The following is a 20,295-nucleotide window of genomic DNA, read 5'->3' as shown; positions in this document are numbered from 1 at the left end:
TGGGTTGAACACCCACCCTACGGTTTGGGTAGGGCGGGGTTATCCCCGCCGTCCCAGTTATTGCAACGCGCAGTTACGCGAATTTCGCTTGGATCTCGTCAGAGATGTTTTGCGGAACAGGTTCGTAGTGCGAGAACTGCATGGTGAAGTTCGCACGACCCGACGACATCGAACGCAGCGTGTTGATGTAGCCGAACATGTTGGCCAGTGGCACATTTGCGTCGATCGCAATGGCGTTACCGCGTGTATCCTGCCCCTGAACCTGACCGCGACGCGATGTCAGATCGCCGATGATCCCACCTGTGTAGTCTTCAGGTGTGATAACTTCGACTTTCATGATCGGCTCGAGCAGTTTCGCGCCAGCTTTACGCATGCCTTCGCGCATACCCATACGGGCCGCGATTTCAAACGCCAGAACGCTGGAGTCAACATCGTGGAACTTACCGTCGATCAGCGCAACTTTGAAGTCGATGACCGGGAAGCCCGCCAAAGGACCGGAGTCCATGACCGAGTTGATCCCTTTTTCGACGCCGGGGATGTATTCTTTTGGAACAGCACCACCAACGATGCGGCTTTCAAAGGAGTACCCTTCGCCTGGCTCGGTTGGCATCAGGATCATCTTCACTTCAGCAAACTGACCGGAACCGCCGGACTGTTTCTTGTGTGTGTAGGTGATTTCCGCTTCGCGCGAGATGGTCTCGCGGTAGGCAACCTGAGGCGCACCAATGTTGGCTTCGACTTTAAATTCACGACGCAGACGGTCCACCAGAATATCGAGGTGAAGTTCGCCCATACCCTTCATGATGGTCTGGCCGGATTCAATGTCTGTCTCGACGCGGAAGGAGGGATCTTCGGCCGCCAAACGCGCAAGACCAGTCGACATCTTCTCTTGGTCAGCCTTGGTTTTAGGCTCGACCGCGATTTCGATAACCGGATCGGGGAAGGTCATTGTTTCCAAGACCACAGGATCGGCAACAGAACACAGTGTGTCGCCTGTCGTTGTATCTTTCAGGCCGGCCAGCGCAATGATGTCGCCCGCGAACGCTTCTTGAATTTCTTCACGATCGTTCGAGTGCATCATCATCATACGACCGACTCGCTCTTTTTTACCTTTGGTCGAGTTCAAGAGCGTGTCACCCTTGTTCAACTTGCCCGAGTAAATGCGCGTGAAGGTCAACGAACCAACAAAGGGGTCGTTCATGATTTTGAACGCCAGACCGGAGAAGGCCATATCATCGTCCGCGCGACGCGGGATGTTACGTGTTTCTTCTTCGTCGCCTGGTTTAAAGCCCATGTAATCAACAACGTCCATCGGGGATGGAAGATAGTCGATAACAGCGTTCAACAGTGGCTGAACACCTTTGTTTTTGAACGCGGAACCACACAGAACGGGGATGAACTTGATCGCCAACGTCCCTTTGCGGATCAGCGACCGCAGGGTGTCGACGTCAGGCTCTGCGCCGTCCATCAGGTAGTTTTCCATGGCTTCGTCATCCATCTCGACCGCAGTCTCGATCAGATGCGCGCGCCATTCGTCGGCCAGGTCTTTCAACTCGGCACGGATTTCGCGCTGTTCCCAGCCTGCACCCAGGTCTTCGCCGCTCCAGACCCATTCTTTCATGGTGACCAGATCGACCAAGCCTTCAAGCTCGGTTTCGGCCCCAATTGGGATTTGGATCGGCGCAGGTGTTGCACCGGTACGGTCTTTGATCATCTTCACACAGTTGAAGAAGTCAGCGCCGATTTTGTCCATTTTGTTAACAAAAACGATCCGCGGAACCTTGTAGCGGTCGGCCTGGCGCCAAACCGTTTCAGTCTGCGGTTCAACACCGGCGTTGGCGTCAAGAACAGCAACCGCGCCATCAAGAACCGCCAGCGAGCGTTCAACTTCAATTGTAAAGTCAACGTGACCGGGCGTGTCGATGATGTTCATCCGGTACTTGGTGTCGGATGTTGCGTCCGCGTCTGGCAATTCCTGGCGCTGCCAGAAAGTTGTCGTCGCAGCGGAGGTAATTGTAATACCGCGTTCCTGCTCCTGCTCCATCCAGTCCATCGTTGCAGCGCCGTCGTGCACTTCGCCGATGTTGTGGGACTTACCAGTATAAAACAGGATCCGTTCGGAGCAGGTTGTTTTGCCTGCGTCGATGTGGGCCATGATGCCGAAATTGCGGTAGCGTGAGAGCGGATAGTCGCGTGCCATGGGGCTGCTTCCTCGAATATATCTGAAACGGATAAATCGCGCCCCAGTGTGGGACGCGACGGGAACGGCTTATGCCGCCCGAATTACCAGCGGTAGTGGCTGAACGCTTTGTTCGCGTCGGCCATTTTGTGCGTATCTTCGCGCTTTTTAACAGCAGTACCACGCGATTGAACAGCATCCATCAGCTCGCCTGCAAGGCGCTCTTCCATAGTGTTCTCGTTGCGGGCGCGGGACGCTTTGATCAACCAGCGGATCGCCAGCGCTTCGCGACGCTCGGGGCGCACTTCAACAGGCACCTGATAGGTGGCACCACCGACGCGGCGCGAACGCACTTCGACGGATGGTTTGATGTTGTCCAGCGCTTCGTGGAAGACTTCGATGGGCGCGCGTTTGATTTTGTCTTCAACACGGTTCATCGCGTTGTAAACGATACGCTCTGCAACCGATTTTTTACCATCGATCATCAGGTTGTTCATGAATTTGGTGAGGACCAGATCACCGTACTTGGCGTCTGGCAGTACTTCGCGTTTTTCAGCGGCGTGACGACGTGACATTTAAAGCTCCTAATTGTCAGTTGCCGAGGCAGCGATGGGCCAGCGCGTCTGGTGCGATATGCACCCCGATCGTCCGGCGCTCAGTCTTACTCGGCTCACTCCCTTACGGGAAAACATGGCGGGCGGCCGGACCGAGCATCGTGTATCTGCGATGCGCAAGCCCGAACCGACCCAAATTACTTTGGCTTCTTTGCACCATATTTGGAGCGACGCTGCTTACGATCTTTAACGCCTTGCGTATCGAGAACACCGCGCAGGATGTGGTAGCGCACACCGGGAAGGTCTTTTACACGGCCGCCGCGGATCAGAACAACAGAGTGTTCTTGCAGGTTGTGCGATTCACCCGGGATGTAGCTGATGACTTCGAAACCGTTGGTCAGGCGCACTTTGGCAACCTTACGCATGGCCGAGTTCGGCTTTTTAGGTGTGGTCGTGTAAACACGTGTGCAAACGCCGCGCTTTTGCGGGCATTCCTGCAGGTGCATGGATTTCGAACGTTTGATTTTAGGCTGGCGCGGTTTGCGGATCAGCTGCTGGATCGTTGGCATTCCGGTTTTATCCCCGTTTAGCTCACATAAGTGGTGCAGCGGGGCGGACCCCAGTGCGGTTTCAAATTCGGTCACTTCGCACGTCCACGAATTCTATCTTCGCCCTACACCGATGGCGCAAAGCAAAATCACCGCAGCGTTCCCGTACCGAGGAAAACGAAGCGGTGGGGTAACAGAGGATCGAGTCAGCAATAGACCGGATCGTGACCACAGTAGATATGATGTCGGCAAAGCAGGGCGACCCCTACATCCGAGATAAGGGCCGTATAGGCAGAGTCGCCCCCGCTGTCAACAGCCCCCCGCCCCAAGTAGGGGCGGCACGCGAAACGGGTATTCTTCTTGCATCACGCCCCCCCTACCCCGCATATTTACACTGCATAATCGGGACAAGGCGGAACACGATGCAGATACTTGGGCTATGCCGCTTTTCCTACCCGGCGCTAGGCGGATTTCAGGTCGGGCATGAAACCATCGAAGATCGTATCGCCTATCTTTACGAACCTGCGCGGTTAGAAGAAAGATTCCGCCTGTTCGAAGCCGTCGCCCTGCCCTGCCTAATGGCACAAACCGACCCGGACTTCGAGATGATCGTCCTCGTCGGGGATAGCCTTCCGAAGCAGCACATGGCGCGCCTGAAAGCACTACTTTCCCCCCTGCCTCATGCAAGGATCATCGTCGAACCACCCAGGCCCCACCGCGAGGTGATGAAAGAGATACTAAACAAGGCGCGCCTCTCGCGCTATGAACCATGTGTACAATTCCGCTTTGATGACGACGATGCCATTGCAGTAGACTTCATCGCCAAGCTGCGCAAAGCCGTCGACGACGCGGCACCGCTCTTGGTGCAACATAAGTCTGTCGCTCTTGACTGGAACAAGGGCTACGTGGCCGAGTTTGGTGCGGACGGGATCGAAGCAACGCCGTCCTACCGGCCTTTCTATACCGCGGCACTAGCGATGTTCGTAAATGCGCGGTGCCCATTAACCATCATGAACTTTGCCCACGACAAGCTACCCCGCTTTATGCCTGCGCTTAGCTTTCCCGATCAGGCAATGTACGTACGCGGTCACAACGGCTTTAACGATTCACGTCAAAAGAACGCCCGACCGATCGAGCTTCCGCCGCTCAGTGCCGAGGAGGAGACGCTGTTCAAGGATCGCTTTGCCATCGACATCAACGCAGTGCGCCGCGTCTTCGCCAAAGGTTAAAGGGGCGGCAATGGGCGTGTGGTGATGCGCTCGCGGTACAGCGTGAACAACCCTGTCGCGGCGACGATAGAGGCACCGATCAGTGTCGTCGGCACGGGCCAGTCACCAAACACCAGCCAGCCTAGGATCAGCGCCCAGATCAGCCCCGTATAGCGGAACGGCGCGATGAAAGACACATCGCCAACGCGCATCGTCTGTACGCTAAAATAATACCCCATCAGGACAAAGACAGCGGCCGCAGTGATCGCGATCCAATGGTCTGACGATACTGGCGCCCAAGGGGTGGTGAATTGCGCAAAGGTCGAAAAACCGGTGACAGAGAGGACCGCCGCGAAGGTCACCGTCATCGACGGCACCTCTTTCGACAAGCGGCGTGTGCTCAGGTCGCGAACGGTCACAAAGAACACCGCAATCAAAGCGTAGACCGACCAAATATTGAACCCGTCGGTGCCCGGCTTGACGATCAACATCACGCCGAAAAAGCCGACGAGGATGGCAGAGAAGCGCCGCCAGCCGACCTTTTCGCGATAGACCAGCGCCGCGCCCAAAGTCACCGTCAGCGGCAAGGATTGTAGAATGGCGCTGAGGTTCGCCAAGGGCATATTGAAGAGCGCGGTCACGAAGAAGAAGCTCGCCCCGACTTCTGCGCCAGACCGTATGGCAACCAGCTTCCAATCGCGCCGGCTAAGCCGCAGGTGCATCGGACCAAGCCGCCCCCAAAGCATCACGATCAACGAGATAGAGATCACACCACGCAGAAACAGCAGCTGGAACAGCGGCACCGCCCCGCCCGTGGTCTTGGTCATTGTATCGTTCAAGACAAAGGCCGCCATGGAGCCCATCATGAAAAGTGCTCCGGTAAGGTTTGGCGACATTAGGCGGCTTTCTTTTTGTTAGGTTGGCTTATCATTGCCGCAGGCCGCGGCGGAAAACCAGCCCACCCACACATATTTTAGACGCTATTTCATCACCGCGCCCCCGTAATGAAAAAGCCCCCGCCGATCTCTCGGCGGGGGCTTCTATCTAGCTAATAAGCCTAGGCTTAATTGCGGCTTTCATCGTCGTTAGGGACGTTGTCGAAAACATCGCCACCGACAACATCATCATCCGCTTTAGGCTCTGGCGCGGCCAAACGTGCGGCGGCTTCGGCTTCTTCGCGACGGGCTTCGATAACCACGTTGTCACGATCCGTTGCAACCTTACGCATCTGTTGCGTTGCACCACCGGTACCAGCTGGGATCAAACGGCCCACGATGACGTTCTCTTTCAGGCCAACCAGCTTATCGCGCTTACCCTGAACCGATGCTTCGGTCAGAACGCGTGTGGTTTCCTGGAAGGACGCCGCCGAGATGAAGCTGCGGGTTTGCAGCGACGCCTTGGTGATCCCCAGCAGGATGGGTTCGCCCTGCGCAGGACGTCCGCCTTTGGACAGCGCTTTGGCACAGGCTTGGTCGAACTCTTGCTTATCGACGTGTTCGCCTTTCAACAGGGTGGTGTCACCGCTGTCTTGGACTTCCCACTTCTGCAACATCTGACGCACGATCACTTCGATATGCTTATCGTTGATCTTAACGCCTTGCAGACGATAAACATCCTGAACTTCGTCGATCATGTAGTCAGCCAGCGCTTCGACACCCATAATCGCAAGGATGTCATGCGGCGCAGGGTTGCCGTCCATGATGTAGTCGCCCTTCTGGACAAAGTCACCTTCCGCAACGGGAATGTGCTTACCCTTAGGCACCATGTATTCGACCTTGTGATCCGGATCTTCTGACGACTCGATCGAGATACGACGCTTGTTCTTGTAGTCCTTGCCGTAGCGGACATAGCCGTCGATCTCTGCGATGATCGCGTGATCCTTGGGGCGACGTGCCTCAAAGAGTTCCGCAACACGTGGCAGACCACCGGTAATATCCTTGGTCTTGGCACCTTCGCGCGGAATACGCGCAACGATGTCACCTGCCGCGATTTCAGTCTGGTCCTCAACGGACAGAATGGCATCGACGGACATAGGATAGCTCACCGGGTTGCCCGCATCGTTACGGACAGGTTCGCCATCGGCATCTACCAGAATAACTTCTGGCTTCAGCTCATTGCCTTTGGGTGCTGCACGCCAGTCGATCACGATCTTCTGTGTCATACCGGTTGCATCATCGGTTTCATCCTTAACCGCGATCCCCGACACAAGGTCGACGAACTTGGTCATACCGGATTTCTCCGCGATGATCGGCAGCGTGTAGGGATCCCATTCGAACAGCTTGTCGCCGCGCAGAATGTTCTGACCGTCTTTCACGAACAGCTTGGTACCATAGCCGACCTTGTGGCTGGCACGCTCGTCACCGTTTTCGTCAACAATCGCAAGCTTCATGTTCCGGCCCATGACCATGATCTCACCTGCGGTGTTCTCAAGGGTCTGAGCGTTCTCGAACACAACCTTACCGGACTGCGACGCTTCGAGGAAGGACTGCTGGCCACCCTGAGCAACACCACCAATGTGGAATGTACGCATGGTCAGCTGCGTGCCGGGTTCACCGATCGACTGCGCGGCAATAATGCCGACAGCTTCACCTTGGTTCACCAGCGTACCGCGTGCAAGGTCACGACCATAGCACATGGCGCAGACGCCCTCTTCGGCTTCACAGGTCAACGGGCTGCGGATCCGGGCAGACGCCACGGCAGCTTCGTCGATAATGTCAGCCAGACGCTCGTCGATCACAGTCTGTGCAGGTACCAGCACTTCTTCGGTACCGGGGCGCAGAATGTCATCAGCCGCAACGCGACCCAGCAGACGTTCCGCCAGCGAAGAGACAACCTCGCCATCGTTCACAGCTGCTTCGGCCGTGATCGCGGTTTCGGTGCCACAGTCATGCATACGAACGATACAGTCTTGAGCCACGTCCACCAGACGACGGGTCAAGTAACCCGAGTTCGCTGTTTTCAAAGCAGTATCCGACAGACCCTTACGGGCACCGTGGGTGGAGTTAAAGTACTCCAGAACGGTCAGACCTTCTTTAAAGTTCGAGATGATCGGCGTCTCGATGATGTCGCCATTCGGCTTCGCCATCAGACCGCGCATCCCGCCTAGCTGTTTCATCTGTGTGACCGAGCCACGCGCACCGGAGTGGGCCATCATGTAAACCGAGTTCGGCTCCATGACTGCACCCTGATCGTTGCGACGTTCGGCCGAAATAGCACCCATCATCGCGTCGGTGACTTTGTCGTTACACTTGGACCAGGCATCGACAACTTTGTTGTACTTTTCACCCTGAGTGATCAGGCCGTCCATGTACTGCTGTTCAAAGTCCTTAACCTGATCGCGTGTCTCGTCAACCAAGGTCCATTTGGTCTCGGGGATCAGCATGTCGTCCTTACCAAAGGAAATCCCGGCGCGGAAAGCTTCGCGGAAACCCATGGTCATGATCTGGTCACAGAAGATAACGGATTCTTTCTGACCACAGTAGCGGTAGACCGTATCGATGACCTGCTGCACTTCTTTCTTACGCAGCAAGCGGTTCACCAGATCGAACGGCGCTTTGGCGTTCAGCGGCAACAGCGCACCAAGGCGAATACGGCCTGGTGTGGTGTCGAAACGCTTCATTACTTCGTTGCCTTCGGCATCGATCTGTTTGACCCGCGCTTTGATCTTGGTGTGCAAGTGCACGGCACCGGCATCAAGCGCGTGTTCGACTTCCTCAACGGAACCAAACACCATGCCCTCGCCCGGCATGCCTTCGCGTTCCAGGGTCGTATAGTACAGACCCAAGATCATATCCTGCGATGGAACGATGATCGGTGCGCCGTTTGCAGGCGACAGAACGTTGTTCGTGGACATCATCAGAACACGCGCTTCAAGCTGTGCTTCAAGCGACAGTGGTACGTGAACAGCCATTTGGTCGCCGTCAAAGTCAGCGTTAAAGGCCGAACAGACCAGCGGATGCAGCTGGATCGCTTTACCCTCGATCAGAACCGGTTCGAACGCCTGAATGCCCAAACGGTGCAACGTAGGCGCACGGTTTAGCATGACGGGGTGTTCGCGGATCACTTCGTCCAAGATATCCCACACTTCGGGACGCTCTTTTTCGACCAGCTTCTTGGCTTGCTTCACAGTGGAAGACAGGCCTTTGGCTTCGAGGCGCGAGTAGATGAACGGCTTGAACAGCTCAAGCGCCATCTTCTTGGGCAGACCGCACTGGTGCAACTTCAGCTCGGGGCCGGTCACAATGACCGAACGACCGGAGAAGTCGACGCGCTTGCCCAAAAGGTTTTGACGGAAGCGACCTTGCTTACCTTTCAGCATGTCGGACAGCGACTTCAGCGGGCGCTTGTTGGCACCGGTGATGACGCGGCCGCGACGGCCGTTGTCGAACAATGCATCAACGGATTCCTGCAGCATCCGCTTTTCGTTGCGGACGATGATGTCAGGCGCGCGCAGTTCGATCAGACGCTTCAGACGGTTGTTCCGGTTGATGACACGGCGATACAGGTCGTTAAGGTCGGAGGTCGCAAAGCGGCCACCGTCCAGCGGCACCAGCGGGCGCAGCTCAGGCGGGATCACAGGAATGACGGTCATGATCATCCACTCGGGCCGGTTGCCGGACTCGAGGAAGGATTCAACGACTTTCAGACGCTTGATGATCTTTTTCGGCTTCAGCTCGCCTGTCGCCTCTTTCAGATCGGCCCGCAGCTGGTCTGCTTCGGCTTCCAGATCGATGGCGGCCAGCATTTCGCGGATCGCTTCGGCACCGATATTGGCGGTGAACGCGTCCATGCCAAAGGCATCCTGAGCGTCCATGTACTCTTCCTCGGTCATCATCTGACCATAGGTGAGGTCCGTCAGACCGGGTTCAATCACGACGTAGTTCTCAAAGTACAGCACGCGCTCCAGATCGCGCAGGGTCATGTCCAGCATCAGGCCGATGCGCGATGGCAGCGACTTGAGGAACCAGATGTGCGCAACAGGCGACGCCAGTTCGATGTGGCCCATACGCTCGCGGCGAACCTTTTGCAGGGTAACTTCAACACCGCACTTCTCGCAGACAACGCCACGATACTTCATGCGCTTGTATTTACCGCACAGGCATTCGTAGTCTTTGATCGGGCCAAAGATACGCGCGCAGAACAAGCCGTCCCGTTCGGGCTTGAACGTCCGGTAATTGATGGTTTCGGGTTTCTTGATTTCACCGAACGACCACGACAGGATCCGCTCTGGCGATGCCAGAGAGACCTTGATTTCGTCGAACGTCTTAGTCGGCGCGACGGGGTTGAACGGGTTGTTTGTCAGTTCCTGGTTCATCTTAAATCCTTAGATAAGTCTCGAAAGCGGAGGGAGAGAGGCGTTTTCAGTCTGAGAAAACGAACCGGGGTTTAAGCAAACCCCGGTGCTGACCTCACTCTTCTTCCTCCGCATCCAGGAGTTCCATGTTCAGGCCAAGACCACGTACTTCTTTCACAAGTACGTTGAACGATTCCGGAATACCGGCCTCGAAGTTGTCTTCGCCTTTGACGATGCTTTCATAGACCTTAGTCCGTCCGGCCACGTCATCCGATTTCACAGTCAGCATTTCCTGCAAGGTGTATGCAGCGCCGTAAGCTTCCAAAGCCCAGACCTCCATCTCACCAAAGCGCTGACCACCGAACTGCGCTTTACCGCCCAATGGCTGCTGGGTGACCAGCGAGTATGGACCGGTTGAACGCGCGTGGATTTTGTCGTCCACAAGGTGGTGCAGTTTCAGCAGGTATTTGACGCCAACGGTGACAGGGCGGGCAAACTGCTCGCCTGTGCGACCGTCAAACAGAACCGACTGACCGGAGGTATCGAACCCGGCACGTGTCAGGCTGTCATTCACGTCTGCTTCCTTGGCACCATCGAATACCGGCGTGGCGATTGGGACACCGCGTGCGACGTTCTTGGCTGCGTCCAGCAAGGATTCCTCGTCCATGCCAACGATGCCTTCTTCATAGACGTCGTCGCCATAGGCGTGGTGCATTGCTTCGCGCACTGGTGTCAAATCACCGGAGCGTTTGTATTCCTGCAGGGCCTCGTCGATGTTGATGCCCAAGCCGCGTGCGGCCCAACCCATGTGGGTCTCAAGGATCTGACCGACGTTCATACGCGACGGAACACCCAGCGGGTTCAAACAGAAGTCCACTGGCGTACCATCCGCAAGGAACGGCATGTCTTCCATCGGTACAACCTTGGAAATAACACCTTTGTTGCCGTGACGACCAGCCATCTTGTCGCCCGGTTGCAGCTTGCGCTTCACCGCGACGAACACTTTGACCATCTTCATCACGCCCGGGGGCAGATCGTCACCACGACGGACTTTTTCGACCTTGTCCTCAAAGCGCGCATCCAAGGTCCGTTTCTGGATCTCGTACTGCTCGTTCAGGGCTTCGACGATTTTTGCGTCGTCTTCGTCTTCGAGGGCAAGCTGCCACCACTGACCGCGCGACAGGGATGCCAGCAGGTCTTCGGTGATTTCCGAGTTCGACTTGACGCCTTTGGGGCCTTTGACAGCCGTCTTGCCGATGATCATCGATTGAAGACGCGCATAGATGTTGCGGTCTAGAATGCCAAGTTCATCGTCACGGTCACGGGCCAGACGTTCGACTTCTTCACGCTCGATCTGCAACGCACGTTCGTCTTTTTCGACGCCGTGACGGTTGAACACGCGGACTTCGACGACTGTACCAAAATCACCGGGCTTCACACGCAGCGATGTATCGCGCACGTCCGAAGCTTTCTCACCAAAGATGGCGCGCAGCAGTTTTTCTTCTGGCGTCATCGGGCTTTCGCCCTTGGGTGTGATCTTGCCGACAAGAATGTCACCGGGTTCAACATCCGCACCGATGTAAACGATGCCAGCCTCGTCGAGATTGCGCAGCGCTTCTTCACCAACGTTCGGGATATCGCGTGTGATTTCCTCTGGCCCCAGCTTTGTATCACGGGCGGCGACTTCGAATTCCTCGATGTGGATCGAAGTAAACACGTCGTCACGCGATACACGTTCAGAGATTAGAATGGAGTCTTCGTAGTTGTATCCGTTCCAGGGCATGAACGCGACGACCACGTTCTTACCAAGCGCCAGTTCACCCATGTCGGTCGACGGACCGTCCGCGATAACCTGACCCTTTTGAACCGTCTCGCCAACCTTCACCAGCGGACGCTGGTTGATGCAGGTGTTCTGGTTCGAACGCTGGAATTTGCGCATGCGGTAGATGTCTACGCCCGCGTCACCCAGCTCGAGGTCTTCGGTGGCACGGATAACGATACGGCTGGCATCGACTTGGTCGATGATACCGCCACGTTTCGCCATATAAGCAGCACCGGAATCCCGTGCGACGACTTCTTCGATACCGGTCCCGACCAGTGGTGCTTCAGCTTGAAGCAAAGGCACCGCCTGACGTTGCATGTTCGAGCCCATCAAGGCCCTGTTCGCATCGTCGTTTTCAAGGAACGGGATCAAGGACGCAGCGACCGAGACCAACTGTTTTGGCGAAACGTCGATCAGGTCAACGTTTTCGGAAGGCGACAAGGTGTAGTCGCCCGATTTCCGCGTCGAGACCAGATCGTTTACGAACTTCATGTTTTCATCAAGGTTCGCGTTGGCCTGCGCCACTGTGTGACGCATTTCTTCCGTGGCCGACATGTACTGAACGTCATCCGAAACCACACCGTTCGATACCTTGCGGTAGGGTGTTTCGATAAAGCCGTACTTGTTCACACGGGCAAAAGTGGCCAGCGAGTTGATCAGACCAATGTTCGGACCCTCGGGCGTTTCAATCGGACACATGCGACCGTAGTGGGTCGCGTGAACGTCACGTACTTCAAAACCGGCACGCTCGCGTGTCAGACCACCTGGCCCAAGCGCGGAAAGACGACGCTTGTGCGTCACCTCGGACAGCGGGTTGGTTTGGTCCATGAACTGCGACAGCTGGCTGGAGCCAAAGAATTCACGTACCGCAGCAGCTGCTGGTTTAGCGTTGATCAGATCCTGTGGCATCACAGTGTCGATTTCAACGGAAGACATACGTTCCTTGATCGCGCGCTCCATCCGGAGCAGGCCAACACGGTACTGGTTTTCCATCAGCTCGCCGACGGAACGCACACGACGGTTGCCCAGGTGGTCAATATCGTCGATGTCGCCACGGCCGTCGCGCAGGTCAACCAACGCCTTGATACAGGCGACGATATCGTCACGGTCCAGCGTGCGCTGCGTGTCTTCCTTGTCGAGCGCCAGGCGCATGTTCATCTTCACACGGCCAACCGCGGAAAGGTCATAGCGGTCCGCATCAAAGAACAGCGTGTCGAACAGGTTCGACGCGGCTTCGACTGTGGGCGGCTCGCCCGGACGCATAACACGGTAGATATCCATGAGCGCGGTGTCGCGGTTCATGTTCTTGTCCGCCGCCATGGTGTTACGCATGTAGGGGCCGACGTTAATGTTGTCGATGTCGAGCAGTGGGATCTCGAAGATGCCCGCGTCGATCAGCTCTTTGGCTGTACCACCGATAAGCGTGCCATCTTTGTCGTGCTCGAGCGTCAGTTCGTCGCCCGCTTCAACATAGATCGCGCCGGTTTCTTCGTTGATGATATCACGTGCAGCAAATTTGCCTGCAATATGGTCAAACGGCAGCAACAGTTCAGAAACCTTGCCTTCGTCGATCAACTGCTTAACGGCACGAGGTGTAACCTTCTTGCCCTTTTCAAACAGGATCTCGCCTGTCGCTGCGTCAACGAGATCATACGTTGGCCGTGTGCCCCGCACACGATCCGGGAAGAAGGGTGCGACCCAGCCTTCGCCGTCTTTCAGCGTATAGTTAACGGTGTTGTAATACGCGTCCATGATCGCTTCTTGGTCAAGACCCAGCGAATAAAGCAGCGTTGTTACAGGCAGTTTGCGGCGACGGTCGATGCGCGCGAAGACGATGTCTTTGGCGTCAAATTCAAAGTCGAGCCACGAACCGCGGTAAGGAATGATGCGGCAAGCGAACAGCAGTTTACCCGAAGAGTGGGTTTTGCCTTTGTCGTGGTCAAAGAACACGCCGGGCGAACGGTGCATCTGGGATACGATCACACGCTCGGTACCGTTCACAACAAATGTACCGTTTGGCGTCATCAAGGGCATGTCGCCCATGAACACGTCCTGTTCTTTAATGTCCTTAACCGATTTCGCACCGGTGTCTTCGTCTACATCAAACACGATGAGGCGCAGCGTCACCTTCAAAGGCGCGCTGTAGGTCATGTCGCGTTGCTGACATTCCTCTACATCGTATTTTGGCTTTTCAAGCTCGTACTTGACGAATTCAAGCACCGACGTCTCGTTGAAGTCCTTGATCGGGAAAACCGACTGAAAGACGCCCTGGATGCCGTCACCGTCTGTCGGTGCTTCCGCATCGCCGGAACGCAGGAACAAATCATAAGAGGATTTCTGAACCTCGATCAGGTTCGGCATTTCCAGCACTTCGCGGATTTTGCCATAGTATTTACGTAGACGTTTCTGGCCAAGGAAGGATTGCGCCATGTGTCTGTCACCTTTCGTATCTCTTGCCGAGCTCGCCATCACCGGGGCCGTGATGCGCGCCCATAAGAGCGGTAAATCCTGATCAATTCTTGAGGCACGTCCCACCGTACCTCTTCCGACCACTAGGACCTATCCAGAGAAATATTTCGCGTGAAATACTTTTCAAAACAGATCAGGCTGGACAGGGAATTCCCCCGTCCAGCCTTAATTTTTATGGGCTTCCCCAAAGCTTTACAAACTTCGGGCCGCTTTCATCAAGCAAAAACAGCACCCGGATCGAATGGCTTAGGCCAATTCGACTTCTGCGCCAGCTGCTTCCAGCTTGGCTTTAACGTCTTCAGCTTCCGCTTTATCAACGCCTTCTTTGATCTTGCCGCCAGCTTCAACCAGATCTTTGGCTTCTTTCAGGCCCAGACCGGTGATGCCGCGAACTTCTTTGATCACGTTGATTTTGGATGCGCCGGCGTTCTTCAGAACGACGTCGAATTCAGTTTTCTCTTCTTCAGCTGCGCCGCCATCTGCGGGGCCAGCCATCATCACTGCGCCGCCAGCTGCGGGCTCGATGCCATACTCGTCTTTGAGGATGGTTTTCAGTTCTTGTGCTTCCAGCAGTGTCAGACCAACGATGTCTTCTGCCAGTTTTTTCAGATCAGCCATGTTTAGCTCTTTCCGTTAACGATATGTGTGTTCCAACGCGAGTGTTCAACCCTGCGCCAGCTTGACGATATTGCTTTACGCAGCCGCCTTGTCCTCGATCGTGGACAAGATGGAAGCGATGTTGCTTGCAGGTGCGCCAATGGCCCCGGCGATGTTGGAAGCAGGTGCGCCCAGCATACCCGCGATGGTGGAGATAAGCTCCTCCCGCGAAGGCATCTTGGACACGGCTTCAACACCGGCGACATCCAGTGCGTTCTCACCCATTGCGCCGCCGAGAATGACAAATTTTGCATTCTCTTTAGCGAATTCCTGGGCCACCTTGGCTGCTGCCACGGGGTCTTCGGAATAGGTCAGAACGGTCATACCCGTCAGGAGATCTGCAATGCTTTCGCATGGCTTTCCGTCAAGGGCAATTTTGGCGAGCCTATTTTTGGCAACACGCACAGCCCCGCCCGCAGCGCGAGCGCGCGCACGAAGGTTCTGCATATCAGCAACTGTCAGGCCGACGTAGTGGCTAACCACAACGACGCCAGAGCTTTCGAAGATTTGGCCGAGCTCGTCGACCAACTGTTCTTTCTGGGCTCTATCCACAGTTTCACTCCAAATCTGGGGGTTGCCCCCCGGCTCAATTAAGTCCGCTTACGCGAACAGTCTTGGTCCATTTTACGGGAATAAGCCAAAATAGCCCCACGCTTGCGCGAACGGTAATTCTTGCATCTCCCATCTCAGAAAGGAATTAAGGCTTGCGCCACCCTTCGTCTCGGACAGAAGACTCACCATGCGATGCATAGTGAATCGAGGGCGTTCTAGGCGATGTGGCACGGAATGCCAAGCGCTAATCTGGTTTCAGGTTAATTCATGCACGCAAGGCGACGAGAAAACAGGCCCACCGCACGTTGGAACCAGCACTCTGCCCACAGGCATACCTCCGACCATCTAACGAAAACGGGCCCCCTTGAAACCAAGGGAGCCCGTCAATTAAAACAACAAACTACTCCGAATTACTCGGTAACAGCGTTGTCGACTTCAACAGTTACGCCTGGGCCCATTGTGGAGCTCAGAGCGATCTTTTTCATGTAAGCACCTTTAGAACCAGTAGGCTTGGCTTTGGACACGGCACCAACAAAGGCACGTACGTTTTCAACCAGCTTCGCTTCGTCAAAGGACAGTTTGCCGATGCCAGCATGCACAACGCCGCCTTTTTCAGCTTTAAACTGAACCTGACCGCCTTTGGCAGCTTCAACAGCTTCTTTGATGTCCATTGTAACTGTACCAACTTTTGGGTTTGGCATCAGGTTCCGTGGGCCAAGAACCTTACCAAGACGACCAACGATCGGCATCATGTCAGGTGTCGCGATGCAACGATCAAAGTCGATCTTGCCGCCTTGAATGGCTTCCATCAGGTCTTCTGCGCCAACGATGTCGGCACCAGCTGCTTGGGCTTCGTCAGCCTTTGGGCCACGTGCGAATACAGCAACGCGTACAGATTTGCCGGTGCCGTTTGGCAGGCCAACAACGCCGCGAACCATTTGGTCAGCGTGACGGGGGTCAACGCCAAGGTTCATCGCGATCTCGATGGTTTCGTCAAATTTCGCGTTTGCGTTGGCTTTGATCAAAGATACCGCTTCTTCAACGGTGAGATCTTCTTTGCCTACGAATGCTTCGCGTGCGGCGCGGGTGCGTTTTCCGAGTTTTGCCATCTTACTTAACCTCGATGCCCATGGAGCGGGCGGAGCCCAGAATGATTTTCATCGCGGATTCAACATCCACAGCGCTCAGGTCCGCCATTTTGGCTTCTGCAATCTCGCGCAGCTGCTTGGTGGTCACAGTGCCAACGGTTTCACGGCTCGGTGTTTTCGCGCCGGAGTTAACCTTGGCGGCTTTCTTCAGGTAGTAGGACGCCGGAGGCGTCTTGATGTCCATGGTGAAGGACTTGTCCTGATAGTAGCTGATCACGGTCGGGCAAGGAGCACCTGGCTCCATGTCAGCTGTCTTGGCGTTGAACGCCTTACAGAATTCCATGATATTGATCCCGCGCTGACCCAGTGCGGGGCCAACGGGTGGGGATGGGTTCGCTTGACCCGCTTTAACTTGCAACTTCATCGTACCGACGAGCTTCTTGGCCATTGGCCTTCTCCTTTTAATGTCGGTGAACTTTCATTCACCCTATACGACCATATCGCGATGTGGCCGTTTGCTAGTGTGGTGCGGTTGAGCGGCGCGCCGCTATCCCCTCCCACAAACGAACGGTGTCGCCACCGTATGGCGGGTTGCCCCGCCGCTCGCTCAGACCTGTTTATTGACCTGAGTGAATTCCAGTTCGACCGGGGTTTCCCGGCCAAAGATCGACACAGACACCTTGAGGCGCTGATTCTCGTCGTCGACCTCTTCGATCATGCCGTCGAAATCCTCGAACGGCCCATCGGCAACCTTCACCCGCTCGCCCACTTCAAAGTGGATCAGGGTACGTGGTGCTTCTTCGCCCTCTTGGACGCGGCCAAGGATCGCGGTTACTTCGGCGTCACGCATCGGCATTGGACGACCCTGCGGCCCCAAAAACCCTGTGACGCGGTTGATCGAGTTGATCAGGTGATAACCGCGGTCGGACATCTCCATGTGAACAAGCACATAGCCGGGCATAAACCGACGTTCTGTCGTGACTTTCTTGCCGCGCCGAACCTCGATCACCTCTTCGGTGGGGACCAGCACTTCGTCGATTTGGTCCTCAAGCTCTTGCTCGGCGACCGTGGTGCGGATTTGCTCGGCAATCTTCTTTTCGAAGTTCGACAAAACACTGACCGAATACCATCTTTTCGCCATCTGAACTTGGTCCCTGTCTTGTGATGCAGCAACAACTGCATCTAATTCTCTTATAACCAGCGTGCCACAACAGGCCGGCGGTGAACAAAAAATCGGCGCGCAACACGAATCGCCGCACGCCCCTCTTGAACAGGTCTGCGGGATAGCCCGCAATCACAAATGTTTCAAGAGGTCCGCGGCGCTTTTACAGTGCCGCGCCCCGGATCAGCCGAAGGCCGACAAAATATACTGCAAGCCACCACGGATCAGAATATCGACAACCGCAAAGAACACTGCGGTCAGAGCGGCTAGGATGAACACCATTACCGTGGTGAGCATGACCTCGCGACGAGTCGGCCAGACGACCTTGGAAACTTCGGAACGCACTTGCTGGATGAACTGAAGCGGGTTGACTGTGGCCATGTCGGTTTTCCTGTATACGAATGATTGTGGGGATGTATCTGGCAAAAGCACTGAATTCAAGGCTTCAAATACAGCGCCCTACCCGAGCGGCCATACGCCTTCGCATGCGTTTATCATATTGTGAGATTGGCAGGGGCTGAGGGACTCGAACCCACGACCCTCGGTTTTGGAGACCGATGCTCTACCAACTGAGCTAAACCCCTATGCCGAGTGGTGACGTAGTCGATATTTCCCGGGGGATCAAGTGCCGATAGGCCCTTTGCCCGCGAATAATGCCATCAGGCGTCAAACAACGAAAAAGGCCGCCCCCTTGCAGGAGCGGCCTTCGTTTTGTCAGCTGTCAGCGGGGTAACCCGCTGATTGGCTTATTCGTTGATCTTGGAAACAACGCCCGCGCCAACGGTGCGGCCGCCTTCGCGGATCGCGAAACGCAGACCGTCTTCCATCGCGATGGGGGCGATCAGCTCAACGTCGAACTGCAGGTTGTCGCCGGGCATAACCATTTCAGTGCCTTCTGGCAGCTGAACGGTACCGGTGACGTCTGTTGTCCGGAAGTAGAACTGTGGACGGTAGTTCGCGAAGAACGGCGTGTGACGGCCACCCTCTTCCTTGGTGAGGATATAGGCTTCGGCTGTGAACTTGGTGTGCGGCTTAACCGAACCTGGCTTACACAGAACCTGACCACGCTCAACGCCTTCACGGTCAACGCCGCGCAGCAGGGCACCGATGTTGTCGCCAGCTTCACCGCGGTCCAGCAGTTTGCGGAACATTTCAACGCCGGTACAGGTGGTTTTCTTGGTGTCGCGGATGCCAACGATTTCGATTTCGTCGCCAACGTTGATCACGCCACGCTCAACACGGCCCGTCACAACTGTACCACGACCGGAGATCGAGAACACGTCTTCCACTGGCATCAGGAACGGCTGGTCAACAGCGCGTGCTGGTGTCGGGATGTATTCGTCAACAGCGGCCATCAGCGCGCGGATGGATTTCTCGCCGATTTCCTCATCGCGACCTTCCATAGCTGCCAGAGCGGAGCCAGGGATCACAGGCATGTCGTCGCCTGGGTAGTCGTAGGAAGACAGCAATTCGCGGATTTCCATTTCCACCAATTCCAGCAGCTCTTCGTCGTCAACCTGGTCAACTTTGTTCATGTAGACAACCATGGTTGGAATACCAACCTGGCGGCCCAGCAAGATGTGCTCGCGGGTTTGTGGCATGGGGCCATCAGCCGCGTTCACAACCAAGATCGCGCCGTCCATCTGAGCCGCACCGGTGATCATGTTTTTCACATAGTCAGCGTGGCCGGGGCAGTCGACGTGTGCGTAGTGACGTGCTTCGGTTTCATATTCAACGTGAGCGGTCGAAATGGTGATACCGCGTGCTTTTTCTTCGGGCGCGCCATCAATTTGGTCATAGGCGCGGAAGTCGCCGAAGTATTTCGTGATCGCAGCGGTCAACGTCGTTTTACCGTGGTCAACGTGACCAATGGTACCGATGTTAACGTGTGGTTTATTACGTTCAAACTTTGCCTTAGCCATGGTGCAGCCCTTTATATTAACGAGGGCCTGAAACCAGACCCAAACCTATCTGGCGGGCGATGTATTGGGTCTGGCGCATAAAATCAAGCACCTGTTGGCCAAACACCCCCCGAGAATTCATGTAAATGCGCGCTAGTTTTCAGTTACTGCCGGCGTAGAGGCGACTTCAGCCCGTTTGATGATCGCATCTGCAGGCCGCTCGAACCATCCTTCGGCCTTATTTTGCTTGACCAAATAATTTTCGATCGACTTTGCCGCATTCTGGCTGAGGTTCTTAAGCTGCTCTTCAGCAGTCTTGGTATAGCCTGACCCGACGATAGGGCCCTGATCCAAAGATTCGAACACGGTGATCTGATGCGGCTCGTCGGTGAGCTTCTTACCTGCGGCGTCATCCCAGACGGTGAGGTTCAGAATCATGATCGACTTGGGCGCAAGTACAAGCGGAATACCAGGAGGTGCCAAAACATACCCCTCAACACTGACGCCGAAATGATAGTTTCGCGTCCCGTCGTATCGGTCAAACCGTTCAGCAATGGCATCTTTGATGGCTGTGGTCAGAACATCTTTGCTGACTTCGCGGCTGATCGGCAGCTTCTGCACCTTCGGTGCGACGACAATATTATGATACAGGTTGAAATCTCCCAGCGGCACTGCCGGCTTGTCGAGATCAGACGCCCCGTTACACGCCGTAAGAACAACAATACTGATCAAAGCTGATAAAATTCGAACCACTTCAAGCCTCCTCGGCGCATTCATGCCTTCTGCGATACCCTAAGGCTGGTTCAGGTTCAACGTTTGCCACAGTGGCAGGGGCTGCTTTGCGTGCTACGGTGTGATCGCC

The 20,295-nt window shown here is 55.6% G+C and carries 15 protein-coding genes and 1 tRNA gene; 1 reads left to right on the top strand and 15 read right to left on the bottom strand.

The genetic code is table 11. The features are described 5' to 3' along the window. Positions 1 to 73 precede the first annotated feature (73 nt). The 3 genes from fusA to rpsL all read right to left on the bottom strand — a co-directional run bounded on the left by fusA (position 74) and on the right by rpsL (position 3,302). The gene (gene fusA, locus GLP52_RS14770; RefSeq protein WP_093734410.1) at positions 74 to 2,200 is read right to left on the bottom strand and encodes an elongation factor G; all 2,127 of its coding nucleotides are present in this window, start codon (positions 2,198 to 2,200) and stop codon (positions 74 to 76) included. A gap of 83 nt (positions 2,201 to 2,283) precedes the next feature. Further along, positions 2,284 to 2,754, bottom strand: coding sequence for a 30S ribosomal protein S7 (gene rpsG / locus GLP52_RS14765; protein ID WP_093734409.1), 471 nt, complete (start codon positions 2,752 to 2,754; stop codon positions 2,284 to 2,286). Positions 2,755 to 2,930: 176 nt separating this feature from the next. Then, positions 2,931 to 3,302 carry a 30S ribosomal protein S12 gene (rpsL, locus tag GLP52_RS14760; protein WP_005849863.1) on the bottom strand — a complete coding sequence of 124 codons (372 nt, stop codon included), beginning with the start codon at positions 3,300 to 3,302 and terminating at the stop codon, positions 2,931 to 2,933. 401 nt (positions 3,303 to 3,703) lie between these two features. Between rpsL and GLP52_RS14755 the strand changes: the two genes are divergently transcribed. Then, positions 3,704 to 4,510 (top strand): putative rhamnosyl transferase, encoded by an 807-nt coding sequence (locus GLP52_RS14755; RefSeq protein WP_237271222.1) that lies wholly within the window; start codon positions 3,704 to 3,706, stop codon positions 4,508 to 4,510. Here GLP52_RS14755 and GLP52_RS14750 read toward each other — a convergent pair. From GLP52_RS14750 to GLP52_RS14695, 12 genes are all read right to left on the bottom strand, one after another. After that, a complete protein-coding gene (locus GLP52_RS14750; RefSeq protein ID WP_237271221.1) occupies positions 4,507 to 5,385 on the bottom strand; it encodes a DMT family transporter in 879 nt (292 codons plus the stop codon). The two genes, GLP52_RS14755 and GLP52_RS14750, sit on opposite strands and share 4 nt — an antisense overlap. Before the next feature lie 167 nt (positions 5,386 to 5,552). Next, positions 5,553 to 9,803, bottom strand: a complete 4,251-nt coding sequence (gene rpoC, locus GLP52_RS14745; RefSeq protein WP_237271220.1) for a DNA-directed RNA polymerase subunit beta' — start codon at positions 9,801 to 9,803, stop codon at positions 5,553 to 5,555. 94 nt (positions 9,804 to 9,897) lie between these two features. Next, complete coding sequence (gene rpoB, locus GLP52_RS14740; protein ID WP_093734405.1) at positions 9,898 to 14,034, bottom strand: DNA-directed RNA polymerase subunit beta; 4,137 nt, start codon at positions 14,032 to 14,034, stop codon at positions 9,898 to 9,900. 285 nt (positions 14,035 to 14,319) lie between these two features. Next, positions 14,320 to 14,691, bottom strand: a complete 372-nt coding sequence (gene rplL, locus GLP52_RS14735; protein ID WP_093734404.1) for a 50S ribosomal protein L7/L12 — start codon at positions 14,689 to 14,691, stop codon at positions 14,320 to 14,322. 75 nt (positions 14,692 to 14,766) lie between these two features. Beyond that, positions 14,767 to 15,282, bottom strand: coding sequence for a 50S ribosomal protein L10 (gene rplJ / locus GLP52_RS14730; RefSeq protein ID WP_093734403.1), 516 nt, complete (start codon positions 15,280 to 15,282; stop codon positions 14,767 to 14,769). 410 nt (positions 15,283 to 15,692) lie between these two features. Next, positions 15,693 to 16,391 carry a 50S ribosomal protein L1 gene (gene rplA, locus GLP52_RS14725; protein WP_093734402.1) on the bottom strand — a complete coding sequence of 233 codons (699 nt, stop codon included), beginning with the start codon at positions 16,389 to 16,391 and terminating at the stop codon, positions 15,693 to 15,695. A 1-nt stretch (position 16,392) separates the two neighbouring features. Next, a complete protein-coding gene (gene rplK, locus GLP52_RS14720; protein WP_005849876.1) occupies positions 16,393 to 16,818 on the bottom strand; it encodes a 50S ribosomal protein L11 in 426 nt (141 codons plus the stop codon). Between the two features lie 159 nt (positions 16,819 to 16,977). Next, positions 16,978 to 17,511 carry a transcription termination/antitermination protein NusG gene (gene nusG, locus GLP52_RS14715; protein WP_008226363.1) on the bottom strand — a complete coding sequence of 178 codons (534 nt, stop codon included), beginning with the start codon at positions 17,509 to 17,511 and terminating at the stop codon, positions 16,978 to 16,980. Between the two features lie 204 nt (positions 17,512 to 17,715). Further along, positions 17,716 to 17,913, bottom strand: a complete 198-nt coding sequence (gene secE / locus GLP52_RS14710) for a preprotein translocase subunit SecE (RefSeq protein ID WP_093734401.1) — start codon at positions 17,911 to 17,913, stop codon at positions 17,716 to 17,718. A gap of 127 nt (positions 17,914 to 18,040) precedes the next feature. After that, positions 18,041 to 18,116, bottom strand: a tRNA-Trp gene (locus GLP52_RS14705). Positions 18,117 to 18,278: 162 nt separating this feature from the next. After that, entirely contained in the window at positions 18,279 to 19,454 is a 1,176-nt protein-coding gene (gene tuf / locus GLP52_RS14700) for an elongation factor Tu (protein ID WP_093731764.1), read from the bottom strand. 132 nt (positions 19,455 to 19,586) lie between these two features. Next, positions 19,587 to 20,210 carry a hypothetical protein gene (locus GLP52_RS14695; protein WP_237271219.1) on the bottom strand — a complete coding sequence of 208 codons (624 nt, stop codon included), beginning with the start codon at positions 20,208 to 20,210 and terminating at the stop codon, positions 19,587 to 19,589. Positions 20,211 to 20,295 lie beyond the last annotated feature (85 nt).

The organism is Sulfitobacter sp. M22 (assembly GCF_021736025.1).
GTDB classification, from domain to species: domain Bacteria; phylum Pseudomonadota; class Alphaproteobacteria; order Rhodobacterales; family Rhodobacteraceae; genus Sulfitobacter; species Sulfitobacter litoralis.
The sequence above is the reverse complement of the archived record's forward strand: the minus strand, read 5'-3'. Positions and strand labels throughout refer to the sequence as shown.

What these genes read in the sequence shown, in the direction of transcription:
- GLP52_RS14750 (WP_237271221.1), bottom strand. Translation starts at nt 5,385, where the DNA reads ATGTCGCCAAACCTTACCGGAGCACTTTTCATGATGGGCTCCATGGCG.
- rpoB (WP_093734405.1), bottom strand. Translation starts at nt 14,034, where the DNA reads ATGGCGCAATCCTTCCTTGGCCAGAAACGTCTACGTAAATACTATGGC.
- fusA (WP_093734410.1), bottom strand. Translation starts at nt 2,200, where the DNA reads ATGGCACGCGACTATCCGCTCTCACGCTACCGCAATTTCGGCATCATG.
- tuf (WP_093731764.1), bottom strand. Translation starts at nt 19,454, where the DNA reads ATGGCTAAGGCAAAGTTTGAACGTAATAAACCACACGTTAACATCGGT.
- rplK (WP_005849876.1), bottom strand. Translation starts at nt 16,818, where the DNA reads ATGGCCAAGAAGCTCGTCGGTACGATGAAGTTGCAAGTTAAAGCGGGT.
- GLP52_RS14695 (WP_237271219.1), bottom strand. Translation starts at nt 20,210, where the DNA reads ATGAATGCGCCGAGGAGGCTTGAAGTGGTTCGAATTTTATCAGCTTTG.
- nusG (WP_008226363.1), bottom strand. Translation starts at nt 17,511, where the DNA reads ATGGCGAAAAGATGGTATTCGGTCAGTGTTTTGTCGAACTTCGAAAAG.
- rpsL (WP_005849863.1), bottom strand. Translation starts at nt 3,302, where the DNA reads ATGCCAACGATCCAGCAGCTGATCCGCAAACCGCGCCAGCCTAAAATC.
- rpsG (WP_093734409.1), bottom strand. Translation starts at nt 2,754, where the DNA reads ATGTCACGTCGTCACGCCGCTGAAAAACGCGAAGTACTGCCAGACGCC.
- GLP52_RS14755 (WP_237271222.1), top strand. Translation starts at nt 3,704, where the DNA reads ATGCAGATACTTGGGCTATGCCGCTTTTCCTACCCGGCGCTAGGCGGA.
- rpoC (WP_237271220.1), bottom strand. Translation starts at nt 9,803, where the DNA reads ATGAACCAGGAACTGACAAACAACCCGTTCAACCCCGTCGCGCCGACT.
- rplA (WP_093734402.1), bottom strand. Translation starts at nt 16,391, where the DNA reads ATGGCAAAACTCGGAAAACGCACCCGCGCCGCACGCGAAGCATTCGTA.
- rplL (WP_093734404.1), bottom strand. Translation starts at nt 14,691, where the DNA reads ATGGCTGATCTGAAAAAACTGGCAGAAGACATCGTTGGTCTGACACTG.
- secE (WP_093734401.1), bottom strand. Translation starts at nt 17,913, where the DNA reads ATGGCCACAGTCAACCCGCTTCAGTTCATCCAGCAAGTGCGTTCCGAA.